Annotated in this window: 28 protein-coding genes; 26 read left to right on the top strand and 2 right to left on the bottom strand. The window is 32.9% G+C overall.

Features of this window, described 5'->3' with window-relative positions:
- The first annotated feature begins 5 nt into the window (after positions 1-5).
- A complete protein-coding gene (gene rimO, locus NSA01_RS06485; protein WP_257480688.1) occupies positions 6-1,340 on the top strand; it encodes a 30S ribosomal protein S12 methylthiotransferase RimO in 1,335 nt (444 codons plus the stop codon).
- Positions 1,340-1,879, top strand: a complete 540-nt coding sequence (pgsA, locus tag NSA01_RS06490) for a CDP-diacylglycerol--glycerol-3-phosphate 3-phosphatidyltransferase (RefSeq protein WP_257480689.1) — start codon at positions 1,340-1,342, stop codon at positions 1,877-1,879. The genes rimO and pgsA overlap by 1 nt, the downstream gene beginning before the upstream one ends.
- An 86-nt stretch (positions 1,880-1,965) precedes the next feature.
- Here pgsA and NSA01_RS06495 read toward each other — a convergent pair whose 3' ends face one another.
- A complete protein-coding gene (locus NSA01_RS06495; RefSeq protein ID WP_257480690.1) occupies positions 1,966-2,547 on the bottom strand; it encodes a DUF5662 family protein in 582 nt (193 codons plus the stop codon).
- Positions 2,548-2,821: 274 nt separating this feature from the next.
- Between NSA01_RS06495 and NSA01_RS06500 the strand changes: the two genes are divergently transcribed.
- Positions 2,822-3,088 carry a DUF6809 family protein gene (locus NSA01_RS06500; protein WP_257480691.1) on the top strand — a complete coding sequence of 89 codons (267 nt, stop codon included), beginning with the start codon at positions 2,822-2,824 and terminating at the stop codon, positions 3,086-3,088.
- Between the two features lie 30 nt (positions 3,089-3,118).
- Here the strand turns inward: NSA01_RS06500 and NSA01_RS06505 are convergent, their stop codons facing one another.
- On the bottom strand, positions 3,119-3,478 hold the full coding sequence (locus NSA01_RS06505; RefSeq protein WP_257480692.1) for a Spx/MgsR family RNA polymerase-binding regulatory protein: 360 nt from the start codon (positions 3,476-3,478) through the stop codon (positions 3,119-3,121).
- Between the two features lie 241 nt (positions 3,479-3,719).
- On the opposite strand from NSA01_RS06505, the gene NSA01_RS06510 reads away from it, so the two are divergent.
- From NSA01_RS06510 to rpsE, 23 genes are all read left to right on the top strand, one after another.
- Positions 3,720-5,054 (top strand): polysaccharide pyruvyl transferase family protein, encoded by a 1,335-nt coding sequence (locus tag NSA01_RS06510; RefSeq protein ID WP_257480693.1) that lies wholly within the window; start codon positions 3,720-3,722, stop codon positions 5,052-5,054.
- 45 nt (positions 5,055-5,099) lie between these two features.
- On the top strand, positions 5,100-5,813 hold the full coding sequence (locus NSA01_RS06515; RefSeq protein ID WP_257480694.1) for an IspD/TarI family cytidylyltransferase: 714 nt from the start codon (positions 5,100-5,102) through the stop codon (positions 5,811-5,813).
- Between the two features lie 25 nt (positions 5,814-5,838).
- Complete coding sequence (locus NSA01_RS06520) at positions 5,839-6,906, top strand: galactitol-1-phosphate 5-dehydrogenase (RefSeq protein ID WP_257480695.1); 1,068 nt, start codon at positions 5,839-5,841, stop codon at positions 6,904-6,906.
- 21 nt (positions 6,907-6,927) lie between these two features.
- The gene (locus NSA01_RS06525) at positions 6,928-8,574 is read left to right on the top strand and encodes a CDP-glycerol glycerophosphotransferase family protein (RefSeq protein ID WP_257480696.1); all 1,647 of its coding nucleotides are present in this window, start codon (positions 6,928-6,930) and stop codon (positions 8,572-8,574) included.
- 414 nt (positions 8,575-8,988) lie between these two features.
- Positions 8,989-9,297, top strand: coding sequence for a 30S ribosomal protein S10 (rpsJ, locus tag NSA01_RS06530; protein WP_039945534.1), 309 nt, complete (start codon positions 8,989-8,991; stop codon positions 9,295-9,297).
- A 41-nt stretch (positions 9,298-9,338) separates the two neighbouring features.
- Positions 9,339-9,974: a 50S ribosomal protein L3 gene (rplC, locus tag NSA01_RS06535; protein ID WP_039945536.1), complete on the top strand. Its 636-nt coding sequence runs from the start codon at positions 9,339-9,341 to the stop codon at positions 9,972-9,974.
- Positions 9,975-9,997: 23 nt separating this feature from the next.
- Positions 9,998-10,615, top strand: coding sequence for a 50S ribosomal protein L4 (rplD, locus tag NSA01_RS06540; RefSeq protein WP_257480697.1), 618 nt, complete (start codon positions 9,998-10,000; stop codon positions 10,613-10,615).
- The gene (rplW, locus tag NSA01_RS06545) at positions 10,615-10,902 is read left to right on the top strand and encodes a 50S ribosomal protein L23 (RefSeq protein WP_306813871.1); all 288 of its coding nucleotides are present in this window, start codon (positions 10,615-10,617) and stop codon (positions 10,900-10,902) included. The genes rplD and rplW overlap by 1 nt, the downstream gene beginning before the upstream one ends.
- Positions 10,903-10,916: 14 nt before the next feature.
- Entirely contained in the window at positions 10,917-11,750 is an 834-nt protein-coding gene (gene rplB, locus NSA01_RS06550) for a 50S ribosomal protein L2 (protein WP_257480698.1), read from the top strand.
- 10 nt (positions 11,751-11,760) lie between these two features.
- Positions 11,761-12,039 carry a 30S ribosomal protein S19 gene (gene rpsS, locus NSA01_RS06555; protein WP_007050807.1) on the top strand — a complete coding sequence of 93 codons (279 nt, stop codon included), beginning with the start codon at positions 11,761-11,763 and terminating at the stop codon, positions 12,037-12,039.
- Between the two features lie 20 nt (positions 12,040-12,059).
- Positions 12,060-12,395, top strand: coding sequence for a 50S ribosomal protein L22 (gene rplV / locus NSA01_RS06560; RefSeq protein WP_257480699.1), 336 nt, complete (start codon positions 12,060-12,062; stop codon positions 12,393-12,395).
- Between the two features lie 17 nt (positions 12,396-12,412).
- Complete coding sequence (gene rpsC / locus NSA01_RS06565; protein ID WP_007050809.1) at positions 12,413-13,054, top strand: 30S ribosomal protein S3; 642 nt, start codon at positions 12,413-12,415, stop codon at positions 13,052-13,054.
- 33 nt (positions 13,055-13,087) lie between these two features.
- Positions 13,088-13,525 carry a 50S ribosomal protein L16 gene (gene rplP, locus NSA01_RS06570; protein ID WP_039945541.1) on the top strand — a complete coding sequence of 146 codons (438 nt, stop codon included), beginning with the start codon at positions 13,088-13,090 and terminating at the stop codon, positions 13,523-13,525.
- Entirely contained in the window at positions 13,525-13,725 is a 201-nt protein-coding gene (rpmC, locus tag NSA01_RS06575) for a 50S ribosomal protein L29 (RefSeq protein WP_257480700.1), read from the top strand. Before rplP ends, rpmC begins: the two co-directional genes overlap by 1 nt.
- 18 nt (positions 13,726-13,743) lie before the next feature.
- On the top strand, positions 13,744-13,998 hold the full coding sequence (rpsQ, locus tag NSA01_RS06580; protein ID WP_007050812.1) for a 30S ribosomal protein S17: 255 nt from the start codon (positions 13,744-13,746) through the stop codon (positions 13,996-13,998).
- Between the two features lie 29 nt (positions 13,999-14,027).
- Positions 14,028-14,396 (top strand): 50S ribosomal protein L14, encoded by a 369-nt coding sequence (rplN, locus tag NSA01_RS06585; RefSeq protein WP_007050813.1) that lies wholly within the window; start codon positions 14,028-14,030, stop codon positions 14,394-14,396.
- 13 nt (positions 14,397-14,409) lie between these two features.
- Positions 14,410-14,718 (top strand): 50S ribosomal protein L24, encoded by a 309-nt coding sequence (gene rplX / locus NSA01_RS06590; protein WP_007050814.1) that lies wholly within the window; start codon positions 14,410-14,412, stop codon positions 14,716-14,718.
- Positions 14,719-14,734: 16 nt separating this feature from the next.
- Complete coding sequence (rplE, locus tag NSA01_RS06595; RefSeq protein ID WP_007050815.1) at positions 14,735-15,277, top strand: 50S ribosomal protein L5; 543 nt, start codon at positions 14,735-14,737, stop codon at positions 15,275-15,277.
- A gap of 13 nt (positions 15,278-15,290) precedes the next feature.
- Positions 15,291-15,476, top strand: a complete 186-nt coding sequence (locus NSA01_RS06600) for a type Z 30S ribosomal protein S14 (protein WP_007050816.1) — start codon at positions 15,291-15,293, stop codon at positions 15,474-15,476.
- 38 nt (positions 15,477-15,514) lie between these two features.
- Positions 15,515-15,913, top strand: a complete 399-nt coding sequence (gene rpsH / locus NSA01_RS06605) for a 30S ribosomal protein S8 (RefSeq protein ID WP_007050817.1) — start codon at positions 15,515-15,517, stop codon at positions 15,911-15,913.
- Between the two features lie 26 nt (positions 15,914-15,939).
- The gene (rplF, locus tag NSA01_RS06610) at positions 15,940-16,476 is read left to right on the top strand and encodes a 50S ribosomal protein L6 (RefSeq protein WP_257480701.1); all 537 of its coding nucleotides are present in this window, start codon (positions 15,940-15,942) and stop codon (positions 16,474-16,476) included.
- A 13-nt stretch (positions 16,477-16,489) separates the two neighbouring features.
- On the top strand, positions 16,490-16,858 hold the full coding sequence (rplR, locus tag NSA01_RS06615) for a 50S ribosomal protein L18 (RefSeq protein ID WP_257480702.1): 369 nt from the start codon (positions 16,490-16,492) through the stop codon (positions 16,856-16,858).
- A 17-nt stretch (positions 16,859-16,875) separates the two neighbouring features.
- Positions 16,876-17,379, top strand: a complete 504-nt coding sequence (gene rpsE, locus NSA01_RS06620; RefSeq protein ID WP_007050820.1) for a 30S ribosomal protein S5 — start codon at positions 16,876-16,878, stop codon at positions 17,377-17,379.

Here is a 17,379-nt window from a genome sequence, read left to right on the forward strand (position 1 = left end):
ATAATATGAAAAAAGTTTTTGTTTTAACTTTAGGCTGTCCCAAGAATACCGTCGACAGTGAAAATATAATGTATTTATTAAGTAATCAGGGGTATGAAATAGTGGATGATGCTGCTGTAAGTGATTACATAATAATAAACACTTGTACTTTTATCCATGATGCTATGGAAGAAAGTATCAATTCAATATTAGAGGCAACTTTGGTTAAAAAAGACAGAAGTGAAGTAAAAATAATCGTAACAGGATGTCTTGCACAGAGGTATTCAAAAGATTTAAAAGAAGAAATACCGGAAGTAGATGCGTTTGTGGGTACCGGTGAATTTTATAATATGGATAAAATCATAAGAAGCATGGAGACTGAAGATAGTGATGAAGTAATAGTAAAAGTGGATAATATTGATTGTCCTATTTTTGAAACAGACAGGACTTTGACGACTCCGTCTCACTTTGCTTATTTAAAAGTATCCGAAGGCTGTGACAAACACTGTACTTACTGCGTTATCCCAAGTATCAGAGGTAAACAAAGAAGCAGAAAAATAGAAGATATTATAGATGAAGCAAAGAGGCTGGCAGATAGGGGAGTTAAGGAACTAATTTTGATTGCTCAGGATGTAGGCGAATATGGTACCGATTTATATGGAGAGAGAAAACTTCCGGATTTATTGGAAGAATTAAACAAGATAGAAAATATTCATTGGATAAGAGTACTTTATATATATCCGGAAACTGTTTCCGATAAGCTTATTAATAAATTCGTCAATTTGGATAAGGTACTTAAGTATATCGACATGCCTCTTCAGCATATAAATGATAATATACTAAAAAAAATGGGAAGAAAGACTTCTAAGGAAGATATACTTACACTTATTAGGAAACTAAGGAGTAAAGTGAAAGGCATAAAAATACGTTCTACCTTTATAACCGGATTCCCCGGTGAAACTGAAACAGAGCATAAAGAGCTTTTAGAGTTTATTAAATTGTATCAGCTTGACAGGGTTGGTTTTTTCAAATATTCAAGAGAAGAAGGAACTCCTGCTTATGATATGGATAATCAAGTAAATGAAGAGATAAAAGATGAAAGATATATGGAACTTATGTCTGTTCAGGAAGATGTTTCCGAAGAATTGATGGAGAGTTATTTGGACAAAACATTGGAAGTCCTTATTGAAGAAAAGGTTGAAGATGAAGATAATGTTTATATAGGCAGAAGTTATATGGACTGTCCTGAAATTGACGGTGAAGTCTATGTTTATGCAAATAGAGACCTTGAAATAGGAAATTTTTATGATATAGTTATAGAAGATTCAATGGAATATGATTTAATTGGAAGGACTAAATAATGAACTTAGCAAATAAAATAACTCTTTTGAGAGTTATAATGATACCTATTTATGTTGTTATGATGATAATGACGAATATTCCCAACAATTATTTGATTGCGGGTATAATATTTATCATTGCGTCTATATCGGATTTTGTGGACGGACAAATAGCAAGAAAGTGCAATATGGTAACGGATTTTGGGAAATTTGTGGATCCTCTTGCGGATAAATTGCTTGTAATGGCAGCTATGCTTTGTTTTGTGGAAATCAATTTTATTCCTGCATGGATCGTAATAACTATACTTGCAAGAGAATTTATTGTTACTGGACTTAGGACTCTTGCGGCTTCAAACGGTGTTGTTATTGCGGCAGATAAAATAGGTAAACTTAAGACCACGACCCAAATGATAGCATTGGTTCTTATGCATTTTTCCGGATTGAACGAAACGATATACACTGTGTCAATCGTTCTTATGTATGCTGCACTAATCCTTACCGTAGTATCCGGTGTAAATTATTTGATATTAAATAAGAATTTGTTTAATGTAAAAGAGTGATATATAAATAAAAAGAGCATGTGAGTATGCTCTTTTTTTACGCCTGACTTTGTCAGATTCCGCGACCGTTATTTTATTTCTCATTACTAATCTAAAATTAGTGTACCGTTTTCTTCGTGATAATCTCCGTCTTTATTTTTCATTAAAGTATGTTTTATGAAATGTAAAAGTTTTTCTTCTCCTTCTTCGCTTAACATTGTCAGTAAATAGTCTGTCAAGAATTCACTGTCTTTATCTATTACATAAAAATCTTTTCCGTTAAGCCAATATTTTAAAGGTTCAACAACTGTGTATTTATCACCCAAGTAGTTTTTTGAAGCACTTATTCTGTCTATAACCATTTCAGCGACATATCTTTTGGGCATTTTTATGCCAATTAATCCATCGTGTGGATTTTTTGCAAAATCTATCCAGTACTCAAAATGATGTTTGTTTTTTCCCTTATGGTGAAGCCAGCCAGGTGCATACCCTTTTACTTCTTTTTCTTTGCTTATTGGGCTTCTGTTTCCGCCCTGGTAATATTTGACTCCCGAGAAAAATTCGATAGGAGCATATTTGGACATATCATGGAGCAGTCCTTGTTTATATAATCCGGCTTTGAAGCAGGTTTTCAGTACATACATTTTGTGTCTGTTTATTGTACATAAATGTCCAAAAAACTTGTTCATTTTAGCTCTCCTTTAAATGTAAATCTATTTATATAGTATAACAAAATATCCATAAGAAAATCCATACTAAAAGTTTACTTTTTCTTTATTTGTTTACATATGTAACTTTGATGACTAAAAAGTGACTTGTTTATGCTATTTTATTGAGCAAAAATTGACCTGCTGATATAATAAAAATATAAATTATTACATTTAAATGTTTGTTTTATATATTATGCAGTAAATAGTAAAATGTTAAAAATGAAATTTCATTTATATATTTAAGGAGGTAAATATGTGTAATATTTTAAAAGATTTATATGAGGGCAATATTAATCCTTCAATGGAGATCGTACCATTCACGAAAGAGTATGAGACAGAACTTAGAGAAAAAACAAAAAGTGAAGATGAGTTTTTAAGTAAGCTTGACAGAGATATGCAAAATGAGTTTTATAATATTATGGAGAGGTGGATAAAAGCATATCCTTTGGAACTCAGAGAATATTTTATAACGGGATATAAGCTTGGAGTTAAAATGACTGCCGAAGTTTATAAAGATTAGATAATAAAAAAATAAAAGGATTTTATCCTTTTATTTTTTTAATTTTTCTTCCCATTCTTTTTCTTTAAATCCTGTGAGAATAAAATCTTCTGCAACTATTATGGGTCTTTTTACAAGCATACCGTCTGTTGAAAGTATTTCAAACATTTCATCTTCGCTCATGTTCGGTATTTTATCTTTAAGACCGAGTTCTCTGTATTTCATTCCGCTTGTATTAAAAAATCTTTTAATTGGCAGTCCGCTTATTTCAAACCAAGTTTTTAGTTCTTCCTTTGTAGGATTGTTTTCTACTATATGTCTGTCTTCAAATTCAATATTATTGTCATTAAGCCATTTTTTTGCTTTTTTGCATGTTGTGCATTTAGGATATTCTAAAAATAAATATTTCAAAATCATACCTCCTACTGTTTTTTTATTTATTATAGCAGATTTATTATTTATTTTATGGATATAATTTAAATAAATAATATTAATTTACTTATGTTTAAAATGATTGGTAAAATATAGTTTAATTGACAATGATTATTAATATGGTATAATATATCTACTAATATCCTAAAATATTTTAAATATTTTAGATTAATATTGTAAAAATGATGTTTATATTAATGTAAAGCTTGGGAGAACTTGCATGAAGAAAATTTTAATGAGGGCTGGAATGGCACCGTGGGACAGATTTAGTCCATGGGATATGCTTGTATATGATTATTTTGGAACAAATTTAGGTAATTATATGTATGCTCATAGTATTTGGCGTGCATTAGATACTGGGAATGATGTGGAAATTGATGCAGATTATTATAGATCTAATGCTGATAAGGCAAAAAAAATTAATTCAAATTATGATTATTTTATAATACCAATGGCTGATGCATTCAGAAATGATTTTAATTTAGAAAAGTATACTGAGCTTGTAAAAAAAGTCAAAATCCCTTGTATACTTATAGGAGTAGGTCTAAGAGCCCCATATGAACCTAATTTGGAAAAAGGTTTTGAATTTGATAATAGAGTCAGGGATTTCGTCAGTGCGGTTTTGGATAAATCTGCTATGATTGGTGTGCGCGGACAAATTACTGCAGATTATTTAACAAAATTGGGCTTTAGAGAGGGCGTACACCATACAGTCATAGGCTGCCCCTCTTTGTATATGCATGGTAAAGAGTTGTATATTAGAGATACCGAGATTAATGAACAATCAAAAATATGTATAAATGCATCTTCTGTTGCTAATGCAGAGGTATGTTCTTTTATTGAAAGAAATATGAGAGAATTACAAAATGGATATTATATTCCTCAAACTTTGAAAGAGTTGAGATTGCTGTTAACAGGTATAAAATATCCGCATAATCCCAAACACGTTTATCCGGATACTTTGTCACATCCCGTTTTTCAAGAAGATAGGGTCAGATTTTTTATGAATACAACTGAATGGATTCATTTTTTAAGAGATGCTGATTTGACTTTTGGGGCTAGGCTTCATGGTAATATTGCCGCAACATTAGCAGGTTGTCCGAGTATTTTATTTACAAAAGATTCAAGAACTCGGGAACTTAGTGAATATCATGGATTAACGGCAGTAAGAGATAAAGAAATCAAGAGTAATACTGATTTGTTTGAGTTGGCTTCAAAAATGGATTTTCATAAAGTTTCTAAAAATCAAAAACGAAATTTTGAACATTATATTGATTTCCTTGATAAAAATGGATTAAATCATATATATAAAAATGGACAAGAGCCTATTGTTGCACCTTTGGATAAAAAAATTGATATGGTAGGCGAATTTGGTCCTGTAAAATCTTTAGCGATGATGAACAAAGATGAAGTGGAGGAATATTGGGGAAATATTGTCATGGATATTCGAAAAAAGGAATCTACAATAAGAAGATATGATAATAAAATGTCAATTAAAGCATATAGAAAAATAAAGGGTATATTTGTCAAAAATAAAGATGAAGAGCCATGTTAATATAAAAGAATAATACTTATAAAAAAGGAAAGAAGGTTAACAATAATGATTTACGGTGCAATGCTGGCCGGAGGGGTTGGTAGAAGAGTAAAGAGCTCTAAAATACCAAAGCAATTTATAGAAATAAACGGACTTCCTATTATTTTTTATACATTAAAAAATATGTTAAAAGTGAAAAGTTTTGATTATATCTATATTGCTGTTCATAAAGATTATGTTGATTATTTACAAAACATTATAAATAAGAATTTAATTAAAGAAGATTCTGCAAAAGTAAGATTAATATTAGGTGGTAAAGAGAGAATCGATACCATTCACAACGTAACGGATGCAATAGTTAATGATAATGGACTTAATGAAAATGATATTATTGTGATACATGACTCTGTCAGACCTTTTGTTACAGAAAAAATACTTAATGACAGTATTGAGTGTGCAGCTAAGCACGGTGCGGTTGTAACCGCACTTCCTGCAAGTGATACCATAATTCATTCGGTTGATAAAAAAATTGTAAGTGAAATACCGGATAGAAGTATAGTGTTTCATGGACAAGCACCGGATAGTTTTAATTTGAAAAAATTAATAGATATGGAAAATAATCTCACTGTCGAGCAAAAGAAAATTATAGTTGGAACTTCACAAATATGTACATTTAATAATGTAGATATGTATCTAATCGAAGGAGATGCAATTAATTTTAAGATAACAACTGACAGTGATTTGGATATAGTTAGAAATATACTTAGTAAAGAAAAATAGAAAGGTTAAATAAGGTATTAAAAGGATGGGTAATATAGTAGGTGTACCTGAAAAGATGAAGGCTCTAGTTCTTCATGACGTCGGCAAATTATCATTAGATGAGGTGAAAGTGCCAAAATTAAAGAAGGGTACTGTATTAGTAAAAATTAAAGCAAGCGGAATTTGTTCAAGCGACACAGAAAGAGTATTCGTTAACGGGACATATCATTTCCCAACAATACCCGGACATGAATTTTCAGGGCAAATTGTTGCTTTAGGAGAGGGTGTTGATGAGGAGCTTCTTGGAAGAAGGACTTGTGTATTTCCTATGCTTCCATGTAAAACATGCAAAGCTTGTAAGTTAGAAGAGTATGCTCAGTGTAGTAATTATAATTATTTTGGTTCACGATGTGATGGTGGATTTGCGGAATATTTGGTTGTTCCTGTATGGAATTTGGTTCCTTTTGATGATTCTGTTCCATATGAAAAGGCAGCTTTATGTGAGCCTTCTGCGGTAAGTTTGCATGCAATTAATATTGCAAATATTCAAGAAGGACAGACTGTTGGAGTAATAGGAACAGGAACGATAGGCTTTATGATAGGTTTATTTGCTAAGAGACTCACTTCTAAAGTAGTTATTTGCGGAAGAAATGAAGAAAAACTTGATTTTGCAAGGAAATTAGGGTTTGAAGCAATAAATTTAAGGAAATCTGATTTAAAAGAAAAAATGGATGAGATTACCGAGGGTGAAGGTGCGGATGTTATGTTTGAAGCCGTAGGGACAAACGCTGCGATTAATGATGCAGTTCGTGTTACCGGTGCCTTTGGAAAAGTAGTATTAGTCGGTAATCCAAAAGCAGATTTATCAATGGATAGAAATATTTACTGGTCAATATTAAGAAAACAGATTGCTGTTCTAGGCTCTTGGAACTCAAGTTATAATAGTAAGATTAATGATTGGAAGACTGCGTTAGAACTATTTGAGGATAAAAATCTGCCATTTGAAGAACTTATTACTCATAAGTTTAAACTAAAAGATTATAAAGAGGCTTTTGATGTTTTGATAGACAGTGATGAGTTTAGTTTAAAAGTTATGTTTACGTTAGAGGATTAAATAAACTGGGAGAGTTAATTTATGGTTAAAAATAATATTCAATGTGCTTATGTTGATGATATTGAATTTAAAAGAATTGTCCTTCACGTGAGAGGAACTCTTGAAGGTTTTGATGATACAAAAGATTTAAAATTTATCTTTATTACAGAGGATGGACTAAAAAAAGTCTATCCTCTGCTTTATGGAATAGAAGGAAATAAATTTCATATAATGCTTAATGTTATGAGCTGTAATGATCAGTATCCAATTAGAAACGGTATTTATTATCTAAGGGTATATAAAAAAGGTAACGAAAAAGAGCTATATCCTTTTTATTTAAATGATGCAAATAAATATGATTTTAGTGATAAAAAAGATAATCCTATTAATTTGTATATAGAAAAAAATAGTGGTTCTTATTTTTTTGGAAGATTTTATCCTGATTTGGATACTAAAGAATTATGTTTGGATACAAAGGCATTACTTTTAGTTCAGAAAGCTGGTGTAAAGTATTATTTAGTTAAAATAAAATCATCTATTAAAAAATTTATATCTAACGTAAAAAAATGGTTATTTATTCAAATCTTTAATATTTGTTCCAAGCTTATAAAAAGAAAGGGTAATAAAATTTTAATCTCATCTGCTTCAAGGGTTGAGTTAGGTGGAAATGAAAAATTTATTTATGATAGAATGATTGACAGAGGGCTTAATAAAAAGTATAAATTCAGATTTGATTTTAAACCTAGTATTAAGGAACGTAGAGGGATTTTTCAAAAGTTTAAATTCGCTTTTTATTTAGCTACATCGGATATAATTATTATTGATGATTATTATCCTGAAATTTATAAAGTCAATTATCCTAAAGATGTAAAAATCATCCAAATTTGGCATGCTTGCGGTGCATTTAAGAGTCTTGGTTTAGAACGAATGGATAAGCCCGGTGCTCCGCCATTTAATACTAGAGTTCATAAATGTTATACACATGTTCCGGTTAGTAGTTTCCATTCCGCATTGCATCACTCAGAAGCTTTTGGATTAAGTTTGGATAAGTTTTATCCTATAGGTGTCCCGCGAACAGACATATTTTTTGATGAAAATTATAAAGCAGAAATCCTTAGTAAATTATATAAAAAATATTCTGTACTAAAACATGCTAAAAAAACATATCTATATGCTCCTACATTCAGAGGTAATAATGCTAAAAATGCTTATTTCCCATTTTATAAGTTGGATTTAGAAAAGTGGGGTGCATTCTTAAAAGAACACGATTCTGTTTTAATTATAAAAATGCATCCGTTCGTTGAAGAACATCCTGTTATTCCCGAAGAATATAAGGATTATATAATAGATGCAGGGGATTACAGAGAGGTGAATGACATATTGTTTGCCGTTGATGTGTTGATAACAGATTATTCGTCTGTTATATATGAATTTTCTCTTCTTAACAGACCTATGGTATTTTATGCTTTTGATCAGCAAATGTATGTATCTACAAGAGATTTTTATGAAAGATATGAGGATATTGTTCCTGGTAAGATAGTTAAAACATTTGATGACTTAATTAAGGCTTTAGAAGATGAAGACTATGATTTTGAAAAAATGGATGCTTTTGTTAAAAAGAACTTTACTTATACGGATGGAAAATCAACTGATAGAGTTATTGACCAATTGATATTAGATAAAAAATAAACTTTATATATTTTTTTAGATTTAAAATGATTTATTAAAGTAAATTTTTTAAAACAACCATATTTTTGGTTGTTTTTATTTTTAAAAAATGAAATAATTTTAAAATTTTGGTAAAAATGTATAATATATACACAAATATTTACTAAAAAAATATTGATTAAAAAAAGTAAAAAAAATGTAAGAAAAGCCTTGCATTATAGGCTTTTATAGTGTATTATTAGTGAGCTATGACAAAAAGGAATGCGTTGAAGCGGGAGGTTGCCGTGAGAACGGGTTTTTCCGTGGAGTATGTCACCATCTAGAATGGGGCGGCATGCTTGATGTTTTTGTGTGACTTTACTACAGATGAAACACACGGAACAGTGTATCAAGTATGGTCGTACTGGCGAATCAAGATTTCAGGAGGAAGAAAGTATGGCAAATCAAAAAATCAGAATTAAGTTAAAGGCTTATGATCACGCAGTAATCGATAAATCAGCAACAAAGATTGTTGATACTGCAAAGAGAACAGGAGCGGAAGTTTCCGGACCTATTCCACTTCCAACACAAAAGGAAGTTGTAACAATTATCAGAGCGGTTCATAAGTATAAGGATTCTAGAGAACAGTTCGAAATGAGAACTCATAAGAGAATGATAGATATCCTTAACCCAACGCCAAAAACAGTTGAAGCTCTAATGAAATTAGACTTACCAGCTGGTGTTGATATTGAAATCAAATTATAAAATTATGACTACTAAGTAGTCCGCTAATGGAGGTAGAAAGAATGAAGAAAGCTATTATGGCTAAAAAAGTGGGCATGACTCAGGTTTTTAGTGAAACTGGCGAAGTTATCCCGGTAACTGTATTACAAGCTGGTCCTTGCTATGTATTACAAGTTAAGACGGTTGAAAAAGACGGTTATGAAGCTGTTCAACTTGGTTATGGTGAAATTAACGAAAAGAATGTTAACAAACCTTTAAAAGGACATTTTGAAAAGGCAGGCGTTAAACCTGTAAGAAAAATCAAAGAATTCAGATTTGATGATTGTTCAGGTTATGAAACAGGAAATGAAATCAAAGCTGATGTATTTGAAGCCGGAGATAAGATTGATATTACCGGAGTAAGCAAAGGTAAGGGATTCCAAGGTGCTATTAAGAGACATGGTCAATCAAGAGGGCCTATGGGACACGGTAGTAAATCTCACAGAGTAGTAGGTGCTATGAGCGGTGCTTCTTATCCGGGAAGAGTAATGAAAGGTAAAAACATGCCAGGACACATGGGCAGTGAAAAAGTTACAGTTCAAAACTTAACAGTTGTTAAAGCTGATAATGAAAATAACATGCTCCTTGTTAAAGGTGCTGTTCCGGGGTCTAACGGTTCTATCGTAACAATTACTGATAGTATCAAGGCTTCTAAATAAAGTATTAGGTAAGGAGGATAGATATGAAAGCAGATGTATTAAACGTAAAAGGCGAAGTTGTTGAAAGTGTAAGCTTAAACAATGATATTTTCAAAATCGAACCTAATATGCCGGTTGTTCATCAATATGTTAAGGCATACCTTGCTAATCAAAGACAAGGAACTCAAAGTGCTAAAACAAGAGCAGAAGTGCGTGGGGGCGGTAAAAAGCCATGGAGACAAAAAGGTACAGGTAGAGCAAGAGTTGGTTCATCAAGAAATCCGGTTTGGACCGGTGGTGGTGTAGCATTTGCTCCAAAACCAAGAGATTATTCTCAAAGCATCAATAAGAAAATGAAAAGACTTGCTATGAAGTCAGTGTTCTCTGCTAAAGTAAATGATAAAGAATTATTTATCTTAGACGAACTTAAATTTGATGCTCCAAAGACTAAAGCTATGGTTGAAGTATTTAATAACTTAAAAATAAATAAAACTTTGGTTGTTATCGCGGAAAACGACAAGAATGTCGTTAACTCTGTAAGAAACATTAAAGATGCTAAGTGTGCTACGGTAGGAACACTTAACGTATACGAAATGTTAAAATACAATAATTTGATTTTAACTAAAGATGCATTAACAAAAATAGAGGAGGTATATAAATAATGAATCCTCATGATATTATTATTAAACCAATCGTAACAGAACAAAGTATGTTCGATGCAGAAAATAAAAAATACACATTCAAGGTTATGAAAAAAGCAAACAAGTATCAAATCAAAGATGCTGTTGAAGAAATTTTCGATGTAACCGTAAAACAAGTCAACGTTATGAATATGAACGGAAAACTTAAAAGAATGGGTAGAACACAAGGTAGAAGAGCTAACTGGAAAAAGGCTATTGTTACATTAACAGAAGCTAGTAAAGAAATTAAGTTCTTTGAAAATATCTAAGGAGGCGATTACTGATGGGTATTAAAAAATATAAACCAACCTCACCAGGTCTTAGAGGTATGACAGTTTCTACTTTTGAAGAAGTTACAAAAACATCTCCTGAAAAGAGACTTACTTCTAAAAAGACTAAGACTGCCGGAAGAAACAATAACGGTAGAATTACTGTAAGACATCATGGTGGCGGTGCTAAACAAAAATACAGAATCATTGATTTTAAAAGAAATAAAGATGGTATTCCTGCAAAAGTAAGTGCTATCGAATACGATCCAAACAGAAGTGCAAATATTGCATTATTATTCTATGCTGACGGTGAAAAGAGATATATCATCGCACCTAACAACTTAAAAGTTGGTGATACGGTTATGTCCGGTAAGGACTCTGATATCAAAGTAGGTAATGCATTGAATCTTGAAGATATTCCTGTAGGTACAATCATTCATAATATTGAACTTAAAGCAGGTAAAGGTGCTCAAATGGCAAGAAGCGCCGGAACTTACGTTCAATTGATGGCTAAAGAAGGTAACTACGTAACTTTAAGACTTCCTTCAGGTGAAATGAGACTTGTAAGAAAAGAATGCAGAGCTACAATCGGTCAGGTAGGAAATCTTGAACATGAAATAATCACTATCGGTAAAGCCGGTAGAAAAAGACATATGGGTATTAGACCAACAGTCAGAGGTTCTGTTATGAACCCTAACGACCATCCACACGGTGGTGGTGAAGGTAAGGCGCCAATCGGTAGAAGCGGTCCTGTTACTCCTTGGGGTAAACCAACGCTTGGTTATAAGACTCGTAAGAAAAATAAACATTCTGACAAATATATTGTAAGAAGAAGAAGCGGTAAATAGGAGGTAGAGGATGAGTAGATCAACTAAAAAAGGCCCTTACGTGGATGAGAGACTTCTTAAAAAAATAGAAGCAATGAATGAAAGCGGCGAAAAACAAGTAGTTAAAACTTGGTCAAGAGACTGCACAATCTTCCCTCAAATGGTAGGACACACTGTTGCAGTTCATGACGGCAGAAAACATGTTCCGATCTTTGTTGTTGAAGATATGGTTGGACATAAATTTGGTGAATTTGCACCAACTAGAACATTTAGAGGCCACGCAGGCGAAAAGAAGACTGGCGTTAAATAGGCTTAATAGGAGGAAAATAAATGGAAGCAAAAGCAACTGCAAAATATTTAAGAGTTTCACCTATTAAGGTAAAAAGAGTTGCTTCTTTAGTAAGAGGTAAAAACCTAGGCGAAGCTATTAATATTTTAAAACTTACAGGAAACAAACCTGCAAAAGAAATAGAAAAAGTAGTAAAATCAGCAGCAGCAAATGCTGAAAACAATCATGATATGGACGTTACAAAGCTATACATCTCTGAAATTAGTGCTAATCAAGGACCTACATTAAAAAGATTTAGAGCTGGTTCTCAAGGTAGAGCGTCTATGATATTAAAAAGAAGCTCACACATCAGTGTAGTTCTTAAAGAAAGAGCATAAGGAGGATGAATATCTAAATGGGTCAAAAAGTAAATCCACATGGTTTGAGAGTTGGCGTAATCAAAGATTGGTCTTCAAGATGGTATGCAAAAGATAAAGACTTCGGAGACACTTTAGTAGAAGATTACAACATCAGGAAATATATTAAAACAACACAATATAATACCGGAATTTCCAGAATTGAAATCGAAAGATTCGGTGAAAAGATCAAAATCTTTATTTACACAGGAAAACCTGGAAAGATCATCGGTAAAGCCGGTTCTGGTATTGAAGCAGTAAGAAAACAACTTCAAAAGATGACTGGTAAAAATGTTTATATCAACATTATTGAAGTAAAAAATGTTGACTGTGACGCACAATTAGTAGCAGAAAACATCGCTCAGCAGCTTGAAAGAAGAATTTCTTTCAGAAGAGCAATGAAACAAGCTATCGGCAGAGCCCTAAGAGGTGGTGCTGAAGGTATCAAAACAAGCGTTTCAGGAAGAGTAAACGGAGCTGAAATGGCTAGAACAGAACAATATAGTGATGGAAACGTGCCACTTCAAACATTAAGAGCTGATATTGATTATGGTTTTGCGGAAGCAGATACAACATATGGAAAAATCGGTGTAAAAGTTTGGATAAATAAAGGCGAAGTTCTTCCAACTAAAGGTGAATAATTAGTATTTCAATAAGGAGGATAAATAACAGTTATGTTAATGCCTAAAAGAGTAAAACACAGAAAAGTACATCGTGGCAGAATGACAGGAAAAGCTACGAGAGGAAATAAAGTAACTTACGGCGATTACGGTATTCAAGCATTAGAACCTGCTTGGATCACTTCTAATCAAATAGAAGCAGCCCGTATCGCTATGACAAGATATATTAAAAGAGGCGGACAAGTTTGGATTAAAATTTTCCCGGATAAGTCTGTAACAAAGAAACCTGCCGAAACTCGTATGGGTAAAGGTAAAGGTGCTCCAGAATACTGGGTAGCGGTTGTAAAACCGGGTAGAGTTATGTTTGAGCTTGCAGGAGTAGATGAAGAAACTGCAAGAGAAGCTATGAGACTTGCTCAACATAAACTACCAATCAAGACAAAATTTATCACTAAAGCAGAACAAGAAAATTTAGTAGGTGGTGAAGCATAATGAAAGCGCAAGATATTAGAAATATGAGTGAACAAGAGTTAAATAATAGGCTTTCGTCTTTAAAAGAAGAATTATTCAATCTACGTTTTCAACATGCAACAGGACAGCTTGACAATCCTTTAAAGATAAGGGAAGTTAAAAGAGACTATGCTAGGGTGAAAACTGTACTTCGAGAAAGGGAATTACAAGCTAACGCTTAGTAATTTTAGGTAGGATAAATGGAAAGAGGAAACAGAAAAGTAAGAATTGGTAAAGTTGTTTCAAATAAAGGTGACAAGAGTATCGTTGTTGCTATCGAAACAATGGTAAACCATCCATTATATAAAAAGCGTGTAAAGAAAACAACTAAGTTCATGGCTCATGATGAACAAAACATGTGTGATGTTGGTGATATTGTTAAAATCATGGAAACAAGACCACTTAGCAAATCTAAACGTCATAGATTAGTTGAAATCGTAGAAAAGGTTAAATAGCCTTTTGGCGTTTTAAGGAGGTTTAGAGAATGATACAACAAGAAAGTAGACTAAAAGTAGCTGATAACAGCGGTGCAAAAGAACTATTATGTATCAGAGTACTTGGAGGAAGCAAAAAGAAGACTGCCAATATCGGTGACGTTATTGTAGCAAGTGTTAAAAGTGCTGCTCCGGGCGGAATGGTAAAAAAAGGTGACGTTGTAAAAGCTGTTGTTGTTAGAACTGTAAGCGGTGTTAGAAGAGCTGATGGAACTTATATCAAATTCGATCAAAACGCTGCTGTTATATTAAAAGAAGATAACCAACCAAGAGGAACTCGTATCTTCGGTCCGGTTGCTAGAGAACTTAGAGAAAAGAAGTTCATGAAAATCGTTTCACTAGCTCCGGAAGTGTTATAAGGAGGCTTTTATAATGCATGTAAAGAAAGATGATAAAGTAATTGTTATTTCTGGTAAAGATAAAGGAAGTATTGGCAAAGTTATAAAAGGCTTTCCAAAAGAAAACAGAGTAATTGTTGAAAATGTAAATGTTAGAAAAAAACATTTAAAAGCAACAAATCAAATGCAACAAGCAGGTATTGTCGAAGAAGCATGTCCGATAGATGCTTCAAACGTTTTATTATACTGTGACACATGTAAAAAAGGTGTTAGAGCTGGCGTAAAAGTTAATGACGGCAAAAAAGAAAGATACTGCAAAAAATGTAATGCAACTTTTAAATAGTAGGGGGCAGTAATTAATGAGTAGATTAAAAGAAAAATACAAAGCTGAAGTTATAAATGCACTTACTGAAAAGTTCGGATATAAGAATGTAATGCAAGTACCAAAACTTGATAAAATAGTTGTTAACATGAGATTTGGGGATTGTAAAGATAACTCAAAACAAATGGAAGCAGCAGCAAACGAACTTGCTTTGATAACAGGTCAAAGACCTATTATGGTAAAAGCTAAAAAATCAGTTTCTAACTTCAAATTAAGAGAAGGTATGACGATTGGTGCTAAAGTAACACTTAGAGGTGAAAGAATGTATGAATTTGCTGACAGACTTCTAAATGTTGCAATCCCAAGAATCAGAGACTTCAGAGGAGTTAATCCTAAGAGTTTCGATGGAAGAGGCAACTATTCTTTAGGTCTTAAAGAACAACTTATCTTCCCTGAAATTGATTATGATAAGATTGAAAAATTAAGAGGAATGGATATCGCATTCGTTTCTTCAGCAAATACAGATGAAGAAGGCTATGAATTACTTAAATTAATGGGTATGCCTTTCAAAGAAGCATAGGAGGATAAGTTTTATGGCTAAAAAAGCAATGGTAGAAAAGCAAAAAAGAACACCAAAGTATTCAACAAGAGCATATACAAGATGTAAAATATGCGGAAGACCTCATGCTTACCTAAGAAAATATGGTATTTGTAGAATATGTTTTAGAGAACTTGCTTACAAAGGTGAAATCCCTGGCGTAAAGAAAGCAAGTTGGTAGAAATAATATAAGAAAAGTAATTAAGGAGGTTTTCTAATATGTCTATGACAGATCCAATTGCGGATATGCTAACTAGAGTTAGAAATGCAAATAACGCAGGACACAAAGATGTGATGATCCCTGCTTCTAATATTAAAAAAGCTATCGCCAACATTTTATTAGAAGAAGGTTATATAAAGAAAGTAGATTTTATAGAAGATAATAAACAAGGCATGATTAAAGTTACTTTGAAATACGGCAAAGACGGCGAAAAAGTAATTGCAGGCCTTAAAAGAATTTCTAAACCGGGACTTAGAATTTATGCTTCAAACGAAGAATTGCCTAAAGTTCTAAATGGTTTGGGAGTAGCAATTATATCAACTTCAAAAGGCGTTATGACTGATAAAAAAGCCAGAAAAGATAACGTTGGCGGCGAAGTTTTATGCTACGTATGGTAATAGAAAATAGGAGGAAGAAATAGATTATGTCTAGAGTAGGAAACGCACCTGTTAATTTACCAGCTGGAGTTGATGTAAAAATTAACGATAACGTAGTTACAGTAAAAGGACCAAAAGGTGAATTAACACAAGAAATAGATAAAGATATTATCATTGAAATCAACGATAATGTTTTAGAAGTAAAAAGACCTAATGACGATAAAAAATATCGTTCACTTCATGGTTTATCAAGAGCTTTAATTCAAAACATGGTAACAGGTGTTACTGATGGTTTTGAAAAGAAACTTGAAATTGTCGGTGTTGGTTACAGAGCACAAAAACAAGGTAAAACTTTAGTACTTAGCCTTGGATATTCTCATCCTGTAGAAATGGAAGATCCTGAGGGTATCGAAACAGTTGTTGACGGACAGACAACAATTTTAGTTAAAGGTATTGATAAACAATTAGTTGGCGCTCATGCTGCTAACATCAGGGAAAAAAGAAGCCCTGAACCTTACAAGGGCAAAGGCGTAAGATACGCTGATGAATTTGTAAGAATTAAAGAAGGTAAATCAGGTAAATAGGAGGGGTGTATAGATGATATCAAAAGTTAACAAAAATGAAATCAGAAAGAAAAGACATCTTAGAGTAAGAAATAAGATTAGCGGCACTCCTGAAAGACCAAGACTAAATGTTTTTAGAAGCAATAAGCAAATTTATGCTCAGCTTATTGACGATGTAAACGGAGTAACTCTTGCGGCTGCTTCAAGCTTAGACGCTACGATCAAAGATGAATGCGCTAAGGCTAAAAAACTTGAAGCTGCAACATTAGTTGGCAAAGAAATCGCAAAAAATGCTAAAGCTAAAGATATTAGCGCATGCGTTTTCGATAGAGGCGGCTATGTATATGAAGGTAGAGTTAAAGCTCTAGCTGACGGTGCAAGAGAAGCTGGACTTGAATTTTAAGGAGGCTAAAGGAAATAATGAATAGAAATTTTAATCCTGAAGAATTAGATATAAAAGAAAAAGTTGTTGCGATTAACAGAGTAACAAAAGTTGTTAAAGGTGGTAGAAATTTCCGTTTTAGTACTCTTGTAGTAGTAGGCGATGAAAACGGCCACGTTGGTGTAGGCCTCGGTAAAGCTATAGAAATTCCTGAAGCTATCAGAAAAGGTATTGAAGATGCTAAAAAGAACATGGTAGAAGTTTCTTTGGTTGGTACAACAATCCCTCATGAAACAATCGGAAGATTTGGTGCCGGAAGAGTACTTATGAAACCGGCAGCTAAAGGTACAGGAGTTATCGCTGGTGGTCCTGCCCGTGCAGTAATCGAACTTGCCGGTATTAAAGATATTAGAACAAAATCTCTAGGTTCAAACAATGCCAGCAACATGGTAAAAGCCACATTAGCAGGATTATCTGAATTAGTAACAGTTGAAGAGGTTGCTAAAAAAAGAGGTAAGACTGTAGAAGAAATCTTAGGATAA

The organism is Anaerofustis stercorihominis (assembly GCF_024623185.1).
In the GTDB taxonomy this organism is placed as follows: Bacteria; Bacillota; Clostridia; order Eubacteriales; family Anaerofustaceae; genus Anaerofustis.

Bases quoted from the DNA above. Each gene is read 5' to 3' on its own strand.
- rimO (WP_257480688.1), top strand. From the start codon at position 6: ATGAAAAAAGTTTTTGTTTTAACTTTAGGCTGTCCCAAGAATACCGTC.
- pgsA (WP_257480689.1), top strand. From the start codon at position 1,340: ATGAACTTAGCAAATAAAATAACTCTTTTGAGAGTTATAATGATACCT.
- NSA01_RS06495 (WP_257480690.1), bottom strand. From the start codon at position 2,547: ATGAACAAGTTTTTTGGACATTTATGTACAATAAACAGACACAAAATG.
- NSA01_RS06500 (WP_257480691.1), top strand. From the start codon at position 2,822: ATGTGTAATATTTTAAAAGATTTATATGAGGGCAATATTAATCCTTCA.
- NSA01_RS06510 (WP_257480693.1), top strand. From the start codon at position 3,720: ATGAAGAAAATTTTAATGAGGGCTGGAATGGCACCGTGGGACAGATTT.
- NSA01_RS06515 (WP_257480694.1), top strand. From the start codon at position 5,100: ATGATTTACGGTGCAATGCTGGCCGGAGGGGTTGGTAGAAGAGTAAAG.
- NSA01_RS06520 (WP_257480695.1), top strand. From the start codon at position 5,839: ATGGGTAATATAGTAGGTGTACCTGAAAAGATGAAGGCTCTAGTTCTT.
- NSA01_RS06525 (WP_257480696.1), top strand. From the start codon at position 6,928: ATGGTTAAAAATAATATTCAATGTGCTTATGTTGATGATATTGAATTT.
- rpsJ (WP_039945534.1), top strand. From the start codon at position 8,989: ATGGCAAATCAAAAAATCAGAATTAAGTTAAAGGCTTATGATCACGCA.
- rplC (WP_039945536.1), top strand. From the start codon at position 9,339: ATGAAGAAAGCTATTATGGCTAAAAAAGTGGGCATGACTCAGGTTTTT.
- rplD (WP_257480697.1), top strand. From the start codon at position 9,998: ATGAAAGCAGATGTATTAAACGTAAAAGGCGAAGTTGTTGAAAGTGTA.
- rplW (WP_306813871.1), top strand. From the start codon at position 10,615: ATGAATCCTCATGATATTATTATTAAACCAATCGTAACAGAACAAAGT.
- rplB (WP_257480698.1), top strand. From the start codon at position 10,917: ATGGGTATTAAAAAATATAAACCAACCTCACCAGGTCTTAGAGGTATG.
- rpsS (WP_007050807.1), top strand. From the start codon at position 11,761: ATGAGTAGATCAACTAAAAAAGGCCCTTACGTGGATGAGAGACTTCTT.
- rplV (WP_257480699.1), top strand. From the start codon at position 12,060: ATGGAAGCAAAAGCAACTGCAAAATATTTAAGAGTTTCACCTATTAAG.
- rpsC (WP_007050809.1), top strand. From the start codon at position 12,413: ATGGGTCAAAAAGTAAATCCACATGGTTTGAGAGTTGGCGTAATCAAA.
- rplP (WP_039945541.1), top strand. From the start codon at position 13,088: ATGTTAATGCCTAAAAGAGTAAAACACAGAAAAGTACATCGTGGCAGA.
- rpmC (WP_257480700.1), top strand. From the start codon at position 13,525: ATGAAAGCGCAAGATATTAGAAATATGAGTGAACAAGAGTTAAATAAT.
- rpsQ (WP_007050812.1), top strand. From the start codon at position 13,744: ATGGAAAGAGGAAACAGAAAAGTAAGAATTGGTAAAGTTGTTTCAAAT.
- rplN (WP_007050813.1), top strand. From the start codon at position 14,028: ATGATACAACAAGAAAGTAGACTAAAAGTAGCTGATAACAGCGGTGCA.
- rplX (WP_007050814.1), top strand. From the start codon at position 14,410: ATGCATGTAAAGAAAGATGATAAAGTAATTGTTATTTCTGGTAAAGAT.
- rplE (WP_007050815.1), top strand. From the start codon at position 14,735: ATGAGTAGATTAAAAGAAAAATACAAAGCTGAAGTTATAAATGCACTT.
- NSA01_RS06600 (WP_007050816.1), top strand. From the start codon at position 15,291: ATGGCTAAAAAAGCAATGGTAGAAAAGCAAAAAAGAACACCAAAGTAT.
- rpsH (WP_007050817.1), top strand. From the start codon at position 15,515: ATGTCTATGACAGATCCAATTGCGGATATGCTAACTAGAGTTAGAAAT.
- rplF (WP_257480701.1), top strand. From the start codon at position 15,940: ATGTCTAGAGTAGGAAACGCACCTGTTAATTTACCAGCTGGAGTTGAT.
- rplR (WP_257480702.1), top strand. From the start codon at position 16,490: ATGATATCAAAAGTTAACAAAAATGAAATCAGAAAGAAAAGACATCTT.
- rpsE (WP_007050820.1), top strand. From the start codon at position 16,876: ATGAATAGAAATTTTAATCCTGAAGAATTAGATATAAAAGAAAAAGTT.